The 14,212-nt window shown below is 71.9% G+C and carries 13 protein-coding genes and 1 pseudogene; 9 read left to right on the plus strand and 5 right to left on the minus strand.

Annotated elements, in window-relative coordinates; all coding sequences use genetic code 11:
- Nucleotides 1-368 precede the first annotated feature (368 nt).
- The 3 genes and pseudogenes from EOT10_RS27970 (at nucleotide 369) to EOT10_RS27975 (ending at nucleotide 1,927) form a co-directional block, all read left to right on the plus strand.
- On the plus strand, nucleotides 369-836 hold the full coding sequence (locus EOT10_RS27970; RefSeq protein ID WP_127831121.1) for a Crp/Fnr family transcriptional regulator: 468 nt from the start codon (nucleotides 369-371) through the stop codon (nucleotides 834-836).
- A 40-nt stretch (nucleotides 837-876) separates the two neighbouring features.
- Nucleotides 877-999, plus strand: a pseudogene (locus EOT10_RS43205) (CBS domain-containing protein); the annotation flags it as partial.
- A 226-nt stretch (nucleotides 1,000-1,225) separates the two neighbouring features.
- A complete protein-coding gene (locus EOT10_RS27975; RefSeq protein WP_127831122.1) occupies nucleotides 1,226-1,927 on the plus strand; it encodes a response regulator in 702 nt (233 codons plus the stop codon).
- Here EOT10_RS27975 and EOT10_RS27980 read toward each other — a convergent pair.
- The 3 genes from EOT10_RS27980 to EOT10_RS27990 form a co-directional block, all read right to left on the minus strand.
- Nucleotides 1,912-3,669, minus strand: coding sequence for a sensor histidine kinase (locus EOT10_RS27980; protein WP_189492168.1), 1,758 nt, complete (start codon nucleotides 3,667-3,669; stop codon nucleotides 1,912-1,914). The genes EOT10_RS27975 and EOT10_RS27980 overlap by 16 nt on opposite strands.
- A gap of 291 nt (nucleotides 3,670-3,960) precedes the next feature.
- The gene (locus tag EOT10_RS27985; RefSeq protein WP_127831123.1) at nucleotides 3,961-4,416 is read right to left on the minus strand and encodes a GNAT family N-acetyltransferase; all 456 of its coding nucleotides are present in this window, start codon (nucleotides 4,414-4,416) and stop codon (nucleotides 3,961-3,963) included.
- A gap of 75 nt (nucleotides 4,417-4,491) precedes the next feature.
- Nucleotides 4,492-6,990, minus strand: a complete 2,499-nt coding sequence (locus EOT10_RS27990; RefSeq protein ID WP_127831124.1) for a SpoIIE family protein phosphatase — start codon at nucleotides 6,988-6,990, stop codon at nucleotides 4,492-4,494.
- A gap of 211 nt (nucleotides 6,991-7,201) precedes the next feature.
- On the opposite strand from EOT10_RS27990, the gene EOT10_RS27995 reads away from it, so the two are divergent.
- The 3 genes from EOT10_RS27995 (at nucleotide 7,202) to EOT10_RS28005 (ending at nucleotide 9,239) form a co-directional block, all read left to right on the plus strand.
- On the plus strand, nucleotides 7,202-7,612 hold the full coding sequence (locus tag EOT10_RS27995) for a RidA family protein (protein ID WP_127831125.1): 411 nt from the start codon (nucleotides 7,202-7,204) through the stop codon (nucleotides 7,610-7,612).
- Nucleotides 7,613-7,697: 85 nt separating this feature from the next.
- The gene (locus EOT10_RS28000) at nucleotides 7,698-8,315 is read left to right on the plus strand and encodes a DUF1707 SHOCT-like domain-containing protein (protein ID WP_127831126.1); all 618 of its coding nucleotides are present in this window, start codon (nucleotides 7,698-7,700) and stop codon (nucleotides 8,313-8,315) included.
- Nucleotides 8,316-8,387: 72 nt separating this feature from the next.
- Nucleotides 8,388-9,239, plus strand: a complete 852-nt coding sequence (locus EOT10_RS28005; RefSeq protein ID WP_127831127.1) for an alpha/beta fold hydrolase — start codon at nucleotides 8,388-8,390, stop codon at nucleotides 9,237-9,239.
- Here EOT10_RS28005 and EOT10_RS28010 read toward each other — a convergent pair.
- Both EOT10_RS28010 and EOT10_RS28015 read right to left on the minus strand, forming a co-directional pair.
- On the minus strand, nucleotides 9,196-10,047 hold the full coding sequence (locus tag EOT10_RS28010) for a cache domain-containing protein (protein WP_431313329.1): 852 nt from the start codon (nucleotides 10,045-10,047) through the stop codon (nucleotides 9,196-9,198). The genes EOT10_RS28005 and EOT10_RS28010 overlap by 44 nt on opposite strands.
- Nucleotides 10,001-10,819, minus strand: coding sequence for a FadR/GntR family transcriptional regulator (locus tag EOT10_RS28015; protein ID WP_223281253.1), 819 nt, complete (start codon nucleotides 10,817-10,819; stop codon nucleotides 10,001-10,003). The genes EOT10_RS28010 and EOT10_RS28015 overlap by 47 nt, the downstream gene beginning before the upstream one ends.
- Before the next feature lie 112 nt (nucleotides 10,820-10,931).
- On the opposite strand from EOT10_RS28015, the gene EOT10_RS28020 reads away from it, so the two are divergent.
- From EOT10_RS28020 to EOT10_RS28030, 3 genes are all read left to right on the plus strand, one after another.
- Complete coding sequence (locus EOT10_RS28020; RefSeq protein WP_127831129.1) at nucleotides 10,932-12,020, plus strand: ABC transporter ATP-binding protein; 1,089 nt, start codon at nucleotides 10,932-10,934, stop codon at nucleotides 12,018-12,020.
- Between the two features lie 67 nt (nucleotides 12,021-12,087).
- Entirely contained in the window at nucleotides 12,088-13,290 is a 1,203-nt protein-coding gene (locus EOT10_RS28025; RefSeq protein ID WP_127831130.1) for an ABC transporter substrate-binding protein, read from the plus strand.
- Between the two features lie 12 nt (nucleotides 13,291-13,302).
- Nucleotides 13,303-14,187 carry an ABC transporter permease gene (locus EOT10_RS28030; RefSeq protein ID WP_127831131.1) on the plus strand — a complete coding sequence of 295 codons (885 nt, stop codon included), beginning with the start codon at nucleotides 13,303-13,305 and terminating at the stop codon, nucleotides 14,185-14,187.
- The last annotated feature ends 25 nt before the right edge of the window (nucleotides 14,188-14,212 follow it).

Here is a 14,212-nt window from a genome sequence, read left to right on the forward strand (position 1 = left end):
GGAGCCGCGATCGCCTTCGGTGGTGCGGTCTTCGCGAGCGGACGCCTCGGGCGGTGGCAACTGGACCGACGGCGCTACGACCAGTGGGGCCGCGAGTGGGACCGGCTCGGATCGACGTGGGGCCGCAGGCGTACCTGACCCGGCACACGTTCGAGTCGAGGGCATGGGCTCACCACGCGGACCGGGACGGGGCCTGCTGGTGCGACCCACGCCGTGGCAACCGCGCATGGGCCCGTGCCAAGTCCCGTCGGGGCACGGCGGCCGGGACCGGGCGGACCCGGCCGCGGGGCCGGGTGGCCCATGGCGATCGGCCCGTCTCCGGCGCACGCTGGATCTGGGTAGGCCCCGCTCCAGGAAGAGGCGGCACGATGAATGCTTCCCCCACCACCGACACGGTGCGGGCACTGCCCGCCGAGTACTTGGAACGGCTGATGCGCATCGCCCGGGAGGTGTCGTTCCCCCAGGGCACGCGTCTGTTCAAGGAGGGCGGCCGCGCCGACCGGTTCTGGATCATCCGCTCCGGCACCGTCACTCTCGACCTCCACGTGCCGGGCCGCCGGGCGGTCGTCCTGGAGACGCTCACGCACAATCAACTCGTCGGCTGGTCCTGGCTGTTCACGCCGCATCTCTGGCATCTGGGCGGCGTGGCGACGAGTCCGGTGCGCGCCTACGAGTTCGACGCCGCAGCCGTACGCACCATGTGCCAGAAGGATCCCGCTCTCGGTGCCCCGGTGGCCCTGTGGGTGGGCTCAGTCGTCACCCACCGGCTTCAGACGATGCGTAACCGGCTGCTGGACCTGTACGGGCCTTACGGCAGCGGAGATTCTTCCCTCTGAGCGCCGGAGCCCCGACAGGAAAGGGACCAAGGAGGCGTAGCTGATGGAGCAGTGGAGCGTCAGCGCGGTTCCGGTCCTGCGGGGCGAGGACCGGGTGATCGGGGTCGTGTCCGAGGCAGACCTGCTGTACGGCGAAACACGTCGTGACGGCGGCGACCACCGGGCCGGGGCCCGGCCGGACCGGCTTCCCCGACGCGACCTGGCGAGGGGGCGGGCGGGGCGAGGGTGTGGTCGACGTGGAATTCGAGCTCACCGGACCGGACGGGAATTCCGGAGCGTGACCGTCGTCCACCCGAGCATGTTCGGTCTGCCCTGATGCGCCCGGGCTGCGGAGAGATAATGATCGTCGTCAGGGGCAGCCCGTGGTCCGTCGGGAACGAGGGGTCGTCATGGCCGAGGCACGTACCTTCACGGAGCGGAACCCGATCCGCGTCTTCCTCCTGGACGACCACGAGGTCGTCCGGCGCGGCCTGTCCGACCTCCTGGACGCGGAACCGGACATCCGCGTCGTCGGGGACGCGGAGAACGTCGAGCACGCGCTGGCCCGTGGGCCGGCCCTGCGTCCGGACGTCGCCGTCCTCGACGTCCGGCTGCCCGACGGTGACGGCATCAGCGTGTGCCGGGAACTGCGCAACCAGATGCCCGAGCTGGCGTGCCTGATGCTGACGTCGTTCGACGACGAGGAAGCTCTCCTCGACGCGATCATGGCCGGTGCGTCGGGCTATGTGCTCAAGCAGATCAAGGGCTCCGACCTGGTCTCCGCGGTGCGTACGGTCGCCTCGGGGCAGTCGATGCTCGATCCCGCGACGACCGCCCGGCTGATGCGGTCCCTGCGCGGCGGCCCCGAAGCCGCGCCGGAGCTGGCCCCGGAACTGGCTGCCCTGTCGCCGCGCGAGCGGGAGATCCTCGCGCTCATCGGGGACGGGCTGACCAACCGCGAGATCGGCAAGCGGCTCTACCTCTCGGAGAAGACGGTCAAGAACCACATCTCGCGGCTGCTGGCCAAGCTCGGTGTCCACCGCCGTGTCCAGGCCGCGGTCCTCGCCGCGCAACTGGAACAGCACGAGGGCACCGGTCACCCGACATCATGAGGCCCGCCGGGTCGGTTCACTGATGTGACGGGTACCCGCCACATCAGCCGGGTGCCCCCGCCCTGCGTCCGCTCGCCGATGCTGAAGGTGCCGCCGAGGGCGACCGCACGCTCCTCCATGTTGCGCAGGCCGCTGCGTGTGACGCCGTCCGGCACTCCGCGGCCGTCGTCACTCACCTCGAGCCTCAACTCGCCGCCACCGCAGCTCAGTCGGACGTCCACGGCCCGCGCTCCGGCGTGCCGTGCCGCGTTGCTCAGTGCTTCCCCGAGCACCGCGACGACATGGTCCGCGATGTCGCCCGGGACGTCCGTCTCGACCAGTCCCTCGACCCGCAGCGCCGGCAGGAACCCGAACGAGGCCGCCGACGCGTTCACCAGGTCCGAGACCCGGCCCCGCAGCCCCACGGCCTCCGGCCTGACCTCGCCGTGCATTCGCAGGCCGAAGATGGTGGAACGAATGATCTTGATGGTGTCGTCGAGGTCGTCGACGGTCCGTGCGAGCCGCTCGCTGCCCTCGGGGTGCTCCATGAACCGCTGGGTGCTCTGCAGCGTCATGCCGGCCGCGAAGAGCCGCTGAATGGCCAGATCATGCAGATCGCGCGCGATACGGTCGCGCTCCCTCAGGAGCACGATCTGTTCCGCGTCCCACCTCCGCTCCGCCAGCTCGAGGGCCAGCGCGGCCTGGTCGGCGAAGCCGAGCAGCGGTCCGGTGTCCACTTCGCCGAACGGCGTCCCGCCCGGCACCCGCCCCAGGATCAGCACACCGCGCGCTTTCCCGCCCGCGCCGAGCGGCACGGCGGCCACCGGGCCGAGGCCCGCCCACTGCGCCTGCCCGCCGCCCGTGCGCGCATCGTGCGCGATGTCGGCGGAGACCACGGGTTCGGCCGAGCTCAGCGTCGCGCCGACGAAGCCGTCCTCGGAGCACATCACCAGGCCGTTGCGCCGCTCGGCGTCCAGGCCCACGGCGAGGACGGGCCGCAGCGCCTCGTCGCCCGGCACGCGCTCCGCGATCATCCCGACGTCCGCGGACACGATCTTGCGTGCCTCGTCCGCGATCAGCTCGAGCACCTCGGCACTCGGCGCTCCCGTCAACAGCATGCTCGTGACCTTGCCGCTCGCGCGCTGCCAGCGCTCACGGAGCCTGGTCTCCTCGTACAGCCGCGCGTTCTCGATCGCGACACCGGCCGCCACCGCCAGCGTGGACAGCACCGCCTCGTCCTCCGCGTCGAACTCCTTGTCGCTGCGCTTCTCGGTGAGGTACAGGTTCCCGAACACCTCCTCGCGCACCCGGATCGGGACACCGAGGAAGGAACGCATCGGCGGATGGTTGGCGGGGAAGCCGTACGAATGGGGATGCTCGGAGAGTTCCGGAAGCCGCAGCGGTTCAGGGTGCCGGATCAGCTCGCCGAGGATCCCGTGGCCGCTGGGCAGCGCCCCGATCGCCGAGCGCCGCTCGTCGTCGATGCCGACCGTGAGGAACTCGGACAGCTTCCGGTCTTCACCGATCACGCCCAGCGCCCCGTACTCCGCGTCAACCAAGGTCACGGCGGCCTCGACGATGCTCCGCAGCACCTGCGCCAGATCGAGTCCCCGCCCCACCGACAGGACCGCCTCCAGGAGCCCGTGCAGCCGGTTCTGCGTGCCGCGTGCCGCGTCGATACGCACCTGCAGCTCGCCCAGCAGGTCGTCGAGCCGAAGCCTGGGCAGATACTGCTCGGCGCCCCCACGCCCTTCCCCGCTCATCGTTTCCTCCGGCCGGCTCACGCAGACGGGCAGCTAGGACCAGTCTGCCTCTTCTTCGCAGCGATGTCCGAGGGGCTCGGCGGCGCGTCCGAAGGCACGGAAGGGGAGCATCCCGGCCGAAGGGGCTCGGCGTTCACCGACGAGGGGGCAGACACGTGCGCTCCGTCACCCGACGGCACCCCGGGCACCCACGCGATTCTCAGGCCCGCCCCGCCACGGACACGGTGCGGTCGGCCAGGGCGATGCCGATCGGGTGACGGATCGCGAGGATCGCGAAGCCCTGCCGGTGGATCAGGCGGCGCCGGTGTCCGCGAGCCGCATCGTGAACCAGAGCGCGGGGTCGTCCGGCAGCGTGTACCGCTCGACCTCCACGAAACCGTGCTGCTCCGCGAACCGCACGCCCTCCGTGTTCGACGCGAGGACGACCGTCTCGACGACGGCCGCGCCGAGCTCGCGCGCCCGCTCCAGGCCGTGCCGGTAGAGCAGTTCACCCAAGCCCTGGCGGCGGTGGCCGGGAAGCACCCGGGCGATCACCGTGGCGGTGGCGGTCTCGTTCGCCGGCGGGCGGACCGTCGTGCAGCCCACCAGGGTGTCGCCGAGGTAGGCGACCTCCAGGTGGTTGCGCCCCACACGCTCCCGCACGTCGTCGAGGGACAGCGGATCGGCCGGGATGATCAGGTTGTGGACGTGCCGCCAGTCCTCGACGAGGGCCTCGCCCCGCACGTTCTCGATACGCAGATCAGTCACCGGAGCAGGAAATCGTGAGCGTCGTCGCACGTCAACTGCATATCGGCGCCCAGGTATCGGTGGTGCCGGAACTCCTCACGGACCCGCCGGCTCGACGGGAAGGTCGGTCCCCCCGGCGTGGTCCGGCCGTTCGGCGAGCGACTGCTCAGCCCAGATGATCTTCCCTTCGAGGGTGTAGCGCGCCCCCCAGCGCTCGGAGAACTGGGAGACGAGGAAGAGGCCGCGCCCGCCCTCGTCGGTGGTGCGCGGGTGGCGCAGATGCGGGGCGCTGGCGCCCGCGTCGGAGACCTCGCAGATCAGCGCCCGCTCCACGATCAGACGCAGCCGGATCGGCCCGGACGCGTACCGGATCGCGTTGGTCACGAGCTCGCTGACGACGAGTTCCGTGGTGAACGCGAGCTCGTCGAGTCCCCACTCGGCCAGTTGCCGGGTCACCATCTTGCGCGCGTCGGCGACCACCGCCGGGTCGCTCTCCACGTCCCAGGAAGCGACCTGCCCGGCACCGAGACGGCGCGTGCGGGCCATCAGCAGGGCCACGTCGTCGTACGGCCGTGCCGGGACGAGGGCGTCGACGACGGCCACGCAGCGGTTCTCCAGCGACGGGTCGGCCCGTTCCAGGGCCTCGCGCAGGCGCTCCCTGCCCTCTTCGAGGTCGGGTTCGCGGCCCGGTTCGCGCCGGCCGACGGCGAGCAGCCCGTCCGTGTGCAGCGCGAGCACACTGCCCTCGGCGAGGGGGAACTCGGTTGCCTCGAAGGGCAGGCCGCCCGTGCCGAGCGCGGGCCCGACCGGGATCTCGGGGAACGAGACCGCGCCGTCCGGGGCGACAAGCGCGGGTGCGGGATGTGCGGCGCTCGCCACCGCGCAACGGCCGCTCACCGGGTCGTACACCACGTACTGACAACTGGCGCCCACGGCCTGGACAGCGCTGCGGGCGCCCTCCTCGCGAGCGCCCCTGCTGACCAGGTCGTCGAGGTGGGCGAGGACCTCCTCCGGCGGCAGGTCCAGATCGGCGAGCGTCTGCACCGCGGTGCGCAGCCGCCCCATCGCGGCGGCGCCGTCGATGCCGTGCCCGGGGACGTCGCCCACCACGAGGGCCACCCGGGCCCCCGACAGCGGGATGACGTCGAACCAGTCCCCGCCGAGGCCGGTCAGCGCGTCCGCGGGCCGGTAGCAGGCGGTGACGTCCACCGCGTCCTGCTCCGGCAGATGGCTCGGCAGCAGACTCCGCTGGAGCACCAGGGCGGCGTCCCGTTCGCGCGTGTAGCGGCGGGCGTTGTCCACACAGATCGCGGCCCGGGACACGAACTCCTCCGCGAGCGCCAGATCGTCGGTGCCGAACGGGTCCGGGCGGTCCCGCCGGAAGAAGCTGGTGACCCCCATCGTGATGCCGCGCGAGCGGATCGGCACGATCATCATCGAGTGCACCCCGAGCTCCGCGAACGAAGGCGCAACGCGCCCCTGCCCCGCGGCCGCCCAGTCCTTCGCCCGCGGATCCATCCGCTCCTCGTGCCACGACTCGCCGCTGCACAGGACGCGGACCGGCGGCGACCCCGCCGGGTAGCGGGCCGTGTCCCCTATGCCGATGACGGTCTCGGGAACACCGTCCCGCACCGACCGGTGCCCCGCGCGCCGCAGCAGGACCGTGTCCGGACCGCCCGGCGCACCCGCCGCCGGCTCGGTCCCTTCCAGGACCGACTCCAGCAGATCCACCACCACGAAGTCCGCGAGCCCCGGAACCGCGACGTCGGCCAGCTCCTGCGCGGTCTGTACGACGTCCAGGCTGCGGCCGATGTGCTCACCGGCCCGGTCCAGCAGGGCGAGCCGCCGCCGCACCAGGTAGCGCTCGGTGATGTCCATCGCCGTGTAGTACACGCCCAGCGGGTGCCCGTTGTCGTCGCTGAGCCGCATGAACGACATGGCGTGGGCGCACTCGCGATGCGGCGCCGAGCGGACCCGGCCCACATGCTCGTAGCCCACGATCGACTCCCCCGTCTCCAGGACCTGGCGCATCTTCGCCTCGAGGCGCTCGGCGTCGAGCCCCGGCTGGATGTCCGCCAGCCTGCGCCCGACACGCTCGCGGGCGGGCCCGCCGCCGAACTGCTCAAGGGCGGCGTTCGACCACACGTACCTCAGGTCCGTGTCCACGATGGCGATGCCCAGCGGGGAGCGCGAGGCCATCTGCTCCAGGACGGAACGGCTCATGTCCCACCCCGGCGCGCCGTCCATCCCCGAGACGAGCACGATCCAGCGCGTGGGCCCCGGGCTGCGCTGCGCCTCCACGACGCGCACCATCACCGAGACCGGGTGCCCGTCGCGGTGCCTCGCGCCCAGGATCCCGGACCAGCCGCCGCTCGTCCGGCAGCGCTCGGCGAGCTCGGGGACGCGGGCCGCGTCCGCGGGCAGCAGCAGTGTGGCGGCCTCCCGGCCGACCACGTCGGCGGCCTCGTACCCGAGCAGCCGCCCGCCCTCGTCGGACCAGCCGGTCACCACCCCGTGTGCGTCGAGCAGCATCGGCGCGGCGTCCGCCACGTCGAAGCCCTGCCGGCCGGTATCGCTCTGCTCGCTCGTCCCCACGGCGACCCGCTCCGTCCTGAGGGTGGCCTCTCCCTCCCATCCATTCTTCACCTTGTGTGACGAGGACGGCGCCTGTTCGCCACTCGTGTGCCGCGTCCGGACGCGTTGTCACCCCGTGGTCCGCCCCGTCTCCCGGAGGGAAAACCCGAGGCGCCCGCCGGCGTTCCCTGCGACGATGACCGCCGCTGTGTCCGCCCCGAAGGGAACTCACATGCCCCGTGCCGTCACGCTCATCCGCTCCTCGTCGCTGTCGGACGTCGCCGAGTACGCCTACGCGGCCACCGCACCCGCCGAGGCGCGACTCGTCTTCCTCGCGGGCGCGTGCCCGCTGAACGAGGACGGCTCCACGGCCGCCGTCGGTGATTACGCCGGTCAGGCGGCGAAGGCGGTCGAGAACATGCGGACGGCGCTCGCCGAGGCCGGTGCCACGCTCGACGACGTCATCAACACCCGCGTCCTCGTCGCGTCCACCCGGCGGGAGGACCTGGTGACGGCGTGGCAGGTCGTGCGCGACGCGTTCGGCGACCACGACGTCCCCAGCACGCTGATGGGGGTCACGGTGCTCGGGTACACCGACCAGCTGGTGGAGATCGAGGCGGTCGCGGCCGTACTGGATTCCTGACGGGCCCAAGGGGCCGGTTACGGGAGCCCGGTGCCGCCCGGACCGCGGATACCACCACCCCCGGCCGCGCCACTAGAGTGCGTCCATGCCCGGTGAAAAGGTGCCCGACCGACGCGAGCTGCGGGCGTCGCACGAGGACCGCGACCAGGTCGTGGAACGGCTGACCGTGGCCGCCGGTGACGGCCGGCTGACCGCGGACGAGCTGGACGACCGGCTCGGGGCCGCGCTGACGGCCCGTACCTACGGAGACCTCGCGGCGCTGCTCGCCGACCTGCCGGAGGCCGGCCTCGCGTGGGGCGCCCCGAAGGACGTGTCGAGGATCGTCGTCGGCGGCGCGAGCGAGAGACGGGCCGGCGACCGGGTGGCCCCGGGACGCCTCGAGATCGCGTCGCGGAGCGGGTCCGTCCTGCTGGACTTCACCCAGACCGCCGTCGCGGTGCCCACGCTGGAGATCGAGGTGGCGGTGCGCAGCGGGTCGGTGACGCTGCTGATGCAGCCGCACGCCGACGACGTGCGGGTGCGCGGAGGCGGTGTGGGCGATCAGGTGGGTCCGGGGGCCGAGACGCCGGCGAGGCTGCGTATCGAGGTGACGGGCGAGGTCGACTGCGGTCGCGTCACCGTACGGCCGTCGGCGGAATCCCGGCGGGGCTTCTGGCAGTGGCTGCTGCGGCGCCCCCGGCCGGCGGCGCCGCTGCCTCGCTGACCTGCCCCTCATGACATGAGGGCAGGTCAATCCGCTTGCCGCGAGCGGCGCGTGACCATGAGGATGGCTGTCATGCCCGCCTTCACCGCCCCCGACGGAACCCGGCTCGCCCACCACGTCGTGGGGGAGGGCGAGCCGCTGATCTGTCTGCCCGGCGGGCCCATGCGGGCCGCCGCCTACCTCGGTGACCTCGGCGGGCTCGCGAAGCGGCGCCGGCTCGTGATGCTCGATCTGCGCGGCACCGGTGACTCCGACGTTCCGGCCGACCCGGCCACGTACCGCTGCGACCGGCAGGTCGACGACGTCGAGGCGCTGCGGGTCCATCTCCGCCTGGAGCAGGTCGACCTGCTCGCCCACTCGGCGGCCGGCGATCTCGCCCTGCTCTACGCGGCCCGGCATCCCCGGCGCGTGCGTACGCTCACGCTGGTCACCGGCCGAGCGCGGGCCCTGGGCGTCGACTTCACGACGCAGCAGCGCCTGGAGGCGGCCGATCTGCGCGCCGGGGAGCCGTGGTTCGCGTCCGCCCGTGAGGCGTTCGGCAGGATCTGGGACGGCTCCGCGACCGACGCCGACTTCGACGCGGCCGTCCCGTTCTTCTACGGGCGCTGGGACGCGGCGGCGCGGGCGCACGCCGCCGGGGAGGTCGAGCAGACCAACGAGGCGGCGGCGGAGGTCTATGCGTCGGCCGGCGCCTTCGATCCCGACGCGGCCCGCGCCGCACTGAGCGGCTGGGACGCGCGGGTCCTGGTCCTGGCGGGCGGGCGGGACGGCGGTCCGCTGCCGCGGGTCGCCGCCGGCATCGCGGAGCTGTTCCCGCACACCGAACTCGTCGTCCAGGAAGGGGCGGGCCACTTTCCGTGGGTGGACGATCCGCTTCGGTTCACGGAGACGGTGGACGCGTTCCTCGGCGGCCGCCGGGTGTGAACCAGGCCCTGTTCGGCGCGACTTGGGGCGTCTCCGCCGCCAGGACGAGCGGGACCCCGTCGCAGGGCAGCAGGCGCAGGCCGTCCTGGTCGGTGCCCTGTGCGGGCCCGGCAAGCACCGCCGCGAGGTCGTGGTCCTTGGTGAGGGAGCCCACGAGGTGGCGGGGGTCCGTGGAGGCGGCGACGCGCCCGCGCGCGTTCACCAGGCGGGCAGGCCCGGGAAGGCGCTGGAGCAGCGGCATGACGACCGCCTCGAAGCGCCGCAGGTAGACGTCGGCCGCGGCCACGCCCATGAAACGCCCGCCGACCGTCACCGGCGCGGACAGGGTGAGGCTGTACTCGTCGGAGCAGAGGTAGTCGACGTAGGGGCCGGCGACCGCCCGTTGCCCGGTGTCGCGGGGCAGCGTGAACCAGTCCCAGTGGGTGTAGTCGGAGTACGCCGAGCGCTGCGGGTCCAGGTCCAGGAGCAGCGGCTGCACCGCCGCGTCCGCGGTCTTCTGCCACCACTCCAGCCACGCGGGTACGTCGTCGAGCAGCCCCGGCGCCGCGACGAAGCCGATTCCCGAGACCAGGTCGTAGCCGGCGAGGCGGGCGTGCAGGCCGGGGCGGAGCGCGGCCAGGTCGCCCGACACCGGACGGCGGCCTTCGGTGAGGACGGCGGAGAGCAGTGACTCGATGTCCGCGCCGGTGGCGCCGACGGCGTCGAAGACCCCTTCGAGCGCGTCGCGTACGCGCGCGGCCGCGTCGGCTGCCGACATGTCGTCAAGCAGTGCCGACCCGGCGTTCGCGGGACGGGGGTTGCTGCCCATCGGGGGCCTCCTTCGGACGGGGACCGCGCACGCCGCCGACCGGGCCGAGGCGGAGTTCGACGAGGCGCGCCATGGAGGCCTGCACGCATTGTTCGGCCAGGTCCCTGGCACGGTCGCCGGCACCATCATGCACGGCCGAGATCACGGCGCGGTGACGGTCCGCGGCGTCCCGCAGGAACCGGTCGTCGCACAGCACGAGCCGCAGCAGCGCCCCGACTTCGGTCTGGAGGGTGACTTCTTCCCTGGTCAGACGGGCCGACTGGGCAGCGGCCGCCAGCTCGACATGGAAGCGTCCGTAGACGCGGCTGCGCGCTCCGGAGTCCTCGGCGTGCACCAACTCCGCCAGAGACCTCTGCAGTTGCCGCAGATCGGCGGGTTCCGTGCGCCGGGCGGCGAGGCGGGCGGCGGCCCCGGAGACGGCGGCCCAGTGGTCGGCGAGGTCGCGGAGCTCCTCGGTGCTCCAGTCGGCGAGACGGGCGAGGAGACGGTCCTCGGCGGGGCCGTCGGGCACGGTGACGAAGCTGCCTCCGCCGCGGCCCCTGCGCGTGGTGACCAGACCGCGCTGCCGCAGCGCCATGAGGGCTTCCCGCAGGGTCACGGTGGAGACCCCGAGCTGGGCGGCGAGGTCGCTCTCGCCGGGCAGCTGCTCGCCGTCGGTGAGCAGCCCGAGGTCGATGGCGTCGCCGAGCCGCCGCACCACGGCGTCGACACGGGCGAGCGTGTCGACGGGTGTGAAGACGACTCTTTGGACGCCGGTTTTGTCAGGGTTCACGGTCACCACCTTGCCACTTGGTACAGCCTTTACCTCAGCGGGGCCTTGAAATAAGAACTATGGCTTCATATGTTTACGGTCAACTCCCGACGCACCAGAAAGGTTCCCGCCCATGGAGGGAATGGCCGTCCGGCTGCAGAACCTGCGCAAGTCCTTCGGCAGGACGGAGGCCGTGGCCGGGGTCGACCTGGAGATCGCGGACGGCGAGTTCTTCTCGATGCTCGGGCCGTCCGGCTCCGGCAAGACCACCGTGCTCCGGATGATCGCCGGCTTCGAGGCGCCCACCGGCGGCACCATCGAGCTCGGCGGCGCCGACGTCACCCGCCGGGCGCCCTTCGAGCGCGACGTGCACACCGTCTTCCAGGACTACGCGCTGTTTCCGCACATGACCCTGGAGCAGAACGTCGCCTACAGCCTCAAGGTCCGCAAGGTGCCGAAGGCCGAACGCCTCGCCCGCGCGCGAGAGGCCCTGGCGAGCGTGCGCCTGGAGGACTTCGGCACCCGCCGCCCCGCCCAGCTGTCCGGCGGCCAGCGCCAGCGCGTGGCCCTGGCCCGCGCCCTCGTCGGCCGCCCGAAGGTGCTCCTGCTCGACGAACCGCTCGGCGCCCTCGACCTCAAGCTCCGCGAGCAGATGCAGGTCGAACTCAAGGCGATCCAGCGCGACACCGGCATCACCTTCGTCTTCGTCACGCATGACCAGGAGGAGGCCCTGACCATGAGCGACCGCATCGCGGTCTTCAACAAGGGCCGCATCGAACAGGTCGGCACCCCGGCCCAGATCTACGAGCGCCCCGCCACCCCCTTCGTCGCGGGCTTCGTCGGCACCTCCAACCTGCTCACCGGCGACGCTGCCGAGCAGGTCGTGGGGGACCGGGCGACGTACAGCGTCCGCCCGGAGAAGATCCATGTGCTCAAGGAGTCCGCCGCCGCCGAACCGGAGCACGACAGCGCCACCGGCACCGTCGCGGAGGTCGTCTACCTGGGAGGCGCGACCCGTTTCCTCGTCGACCTCGACGCCGGCGGCCGGCTCACCGCCCTCCAGCAGAACCTGGAGACCTCGTCCGAGGACGTGGCCGCCCTGCGCGGCTCACGCGTGAGGCTCCAGTGGCACCGGCGGCACAACTTCCCGGTTCCCCATGACCCGTCGACCCATGACCCGTCGACCGAGGGCCCGTTGGCCAAGGACCCGGCACACACCTGACCGGCGCGCAGCGCCCGACCCCGTACGACCGCAATCACCCGACCGCCCCCACCCCGTGGAGAACCCCGTGCGTCTGACCCGAACGTCCCGAGCAGCGGCCGCGCTCGGCGCCCTGCTCCTCGCCTCCGCCTGCGGTTCGTCGGACACCGCCGGGTCCACGCCCGGCGGCAGCGACTTCACCCCGCCCAAGCTCTCCGCGCAGAAGACCCTCGGCAAGGGCGAGGGCCAGGTCAACCTGATCGCCTGGGCCGGTTACGCCGAGGACGGCTCGAACGACCCGAAGGTCGACTGGGTCTCCGGCTTCGAGAAGCAGACGGGATGCCAGGTCAACACCAAGACCGCGGGCACCTCCGACGAGATGGTCAGCCTGATGAAGACCGGCCAGTACGACGCGGTCTCCGCCTCCGGCGACGCGTCGCTGCGGCTGATCGCCTCGGGTGACGCCGCGCCCGTGAACACGAAGCTGGTGCCCAACTACAAGGACGTCTTCGCCGGCCTCAAGAACCAGCAGTGGAACTCCGTCAAGGGTGTTCCCTACGGCATCCCGCACGGCCGCGGCGCCAACCTCCTGATGTACAACACCAAGAAGGTCTCCCCGGCCCCCGACTCCTGGTCCGCGGTCTTCGACCAGGCCGCCGCCCACCGGGGCAAGGTCACCGCGTACGACTCGCCGATCTACATCGCGGACGCCGCCCTGTACCTGATGAAGTCCAAGCCGTCCCTCGGCATCAAGGACCCGTACGCCCTGGACCAGAAGCAGTTCGACGCGGCGGTCGCCCTGCTCAAGGCGCAGAACAAGAACGTGGGCGAGTACTGGAGCGACTACCTCAAGGAGGTCTCGGCCTTCAAGAGCGGTGACTCCGTCGTCGGTACCAGCTGGCAGGTGATCCTCAACACCGCCCAGGCCGAGAAGGTTCCGGTCAAGGCCGTCCTGCCCAAGGAAGGCGCCACCGGCTGGTCCGACACCTGGATGCTCGCCGCCAAGGCCAAGCACCCCAACTGCGCCTACAAGTGGATGGACTGGATCATCTCGCCGAAGGTCAACGCCCAGGTCGCCGAGTACTTCGGTGAGGCGCCGTCCAACGCGAAGGCCTGCGACGAGACGGCCGACAAGAACCACTGCGCCACCTACCACGCGGCCGACGAGGCCTACTGGAAGAACGTCCACTTCTGGACCACGCCGATCGCCCAGTGCATCGACGGCCGCAAGGACGCCACATGCGTCCCGTACGCCAAGTGGGTCCAGGCCTGGACCGAGATCAAGGGCTAGGACCTGCCTCCGATGACCGACACCGCGCCTGCCGCCGGATCCGTCCGGCGGCTCGCCGGGGCCCTGTACCGCCGCCCCCGGCTGCAGCTGTCCCTGCTGCTCTCCGCACCGCTCGCCTGGCTCGTCCTCGCCTATCTCGGCTCCCTCACCGTCCTGTTCCTGTCCGCGTTCTGGACCACGGACTCCTTCACCTCGAACGTCGTGAAGATCTGGAACGCGGACAACTTCACCGCCCTGCTCACCACCGACGTCTACCGGCAGGTCGCCCTGCGCAGCGTCGGCGTCGCCCTCGCGGTCACCGCCCTGTGCATACTGATCGCGTTCCCGATCGCGTTCTACACAGCCCGCATCGCCAGTCCCCGCCGGCGGCCGCTCCTCGTCGTCGCGATCCTCACCCCGCTGTGGGCCAGCTACCTCGTCAAGGCCTACGCCTGGCGGCTCATCCTCGCCCAAGGCGGCCTGCTCGACTGGGTGTTGGGACCGCTCGGCATCAAGGGACCCGGCTACGGCCTCACCGCGACGATCCTCGTCCTCACCTATCTGTGGCTGCCATACATGATCCTGCCGATCCACGCGGGACTCGAACAGCTCCCGGTCAGTCTGCTCGACGCCTCCGCCGACCTCGGCGCCCGCACGGGCCGCACCTTCCGATCCGTGGTCCTGCCGATGATCCTGCCGTCCGTCGCGGCCGGCTCGGTCTTCACCTTCTCGCTCAGCCTCGGCGACTACATCGCCGTGCAGATCGTCGGCGGCAAGACCCAGCTGATCGGCAACATCATCTACTCCAACATCACCCTCGACCTGCCGCTCGCCGCCGCGCTCGGCACCGTCCCCGTGGTGATCATCGTGCTCTACCTGCTCGCGGTGCGCCGCACAGGAGCCCTCAGCAGCCTGTGACGCCCACCCGTCGGCCCACCGGATC

The sequence above is a fragment of the Streptomyces antnestii genome (genome assembly GCF_004005495.1).
GTDB classification, from domain to species: Bacteria; Actinomycetota; Actinomycetes; order Streptomycetales; family Streptomycetaceae; genus Streptomyces; species Streptomyces antnestii.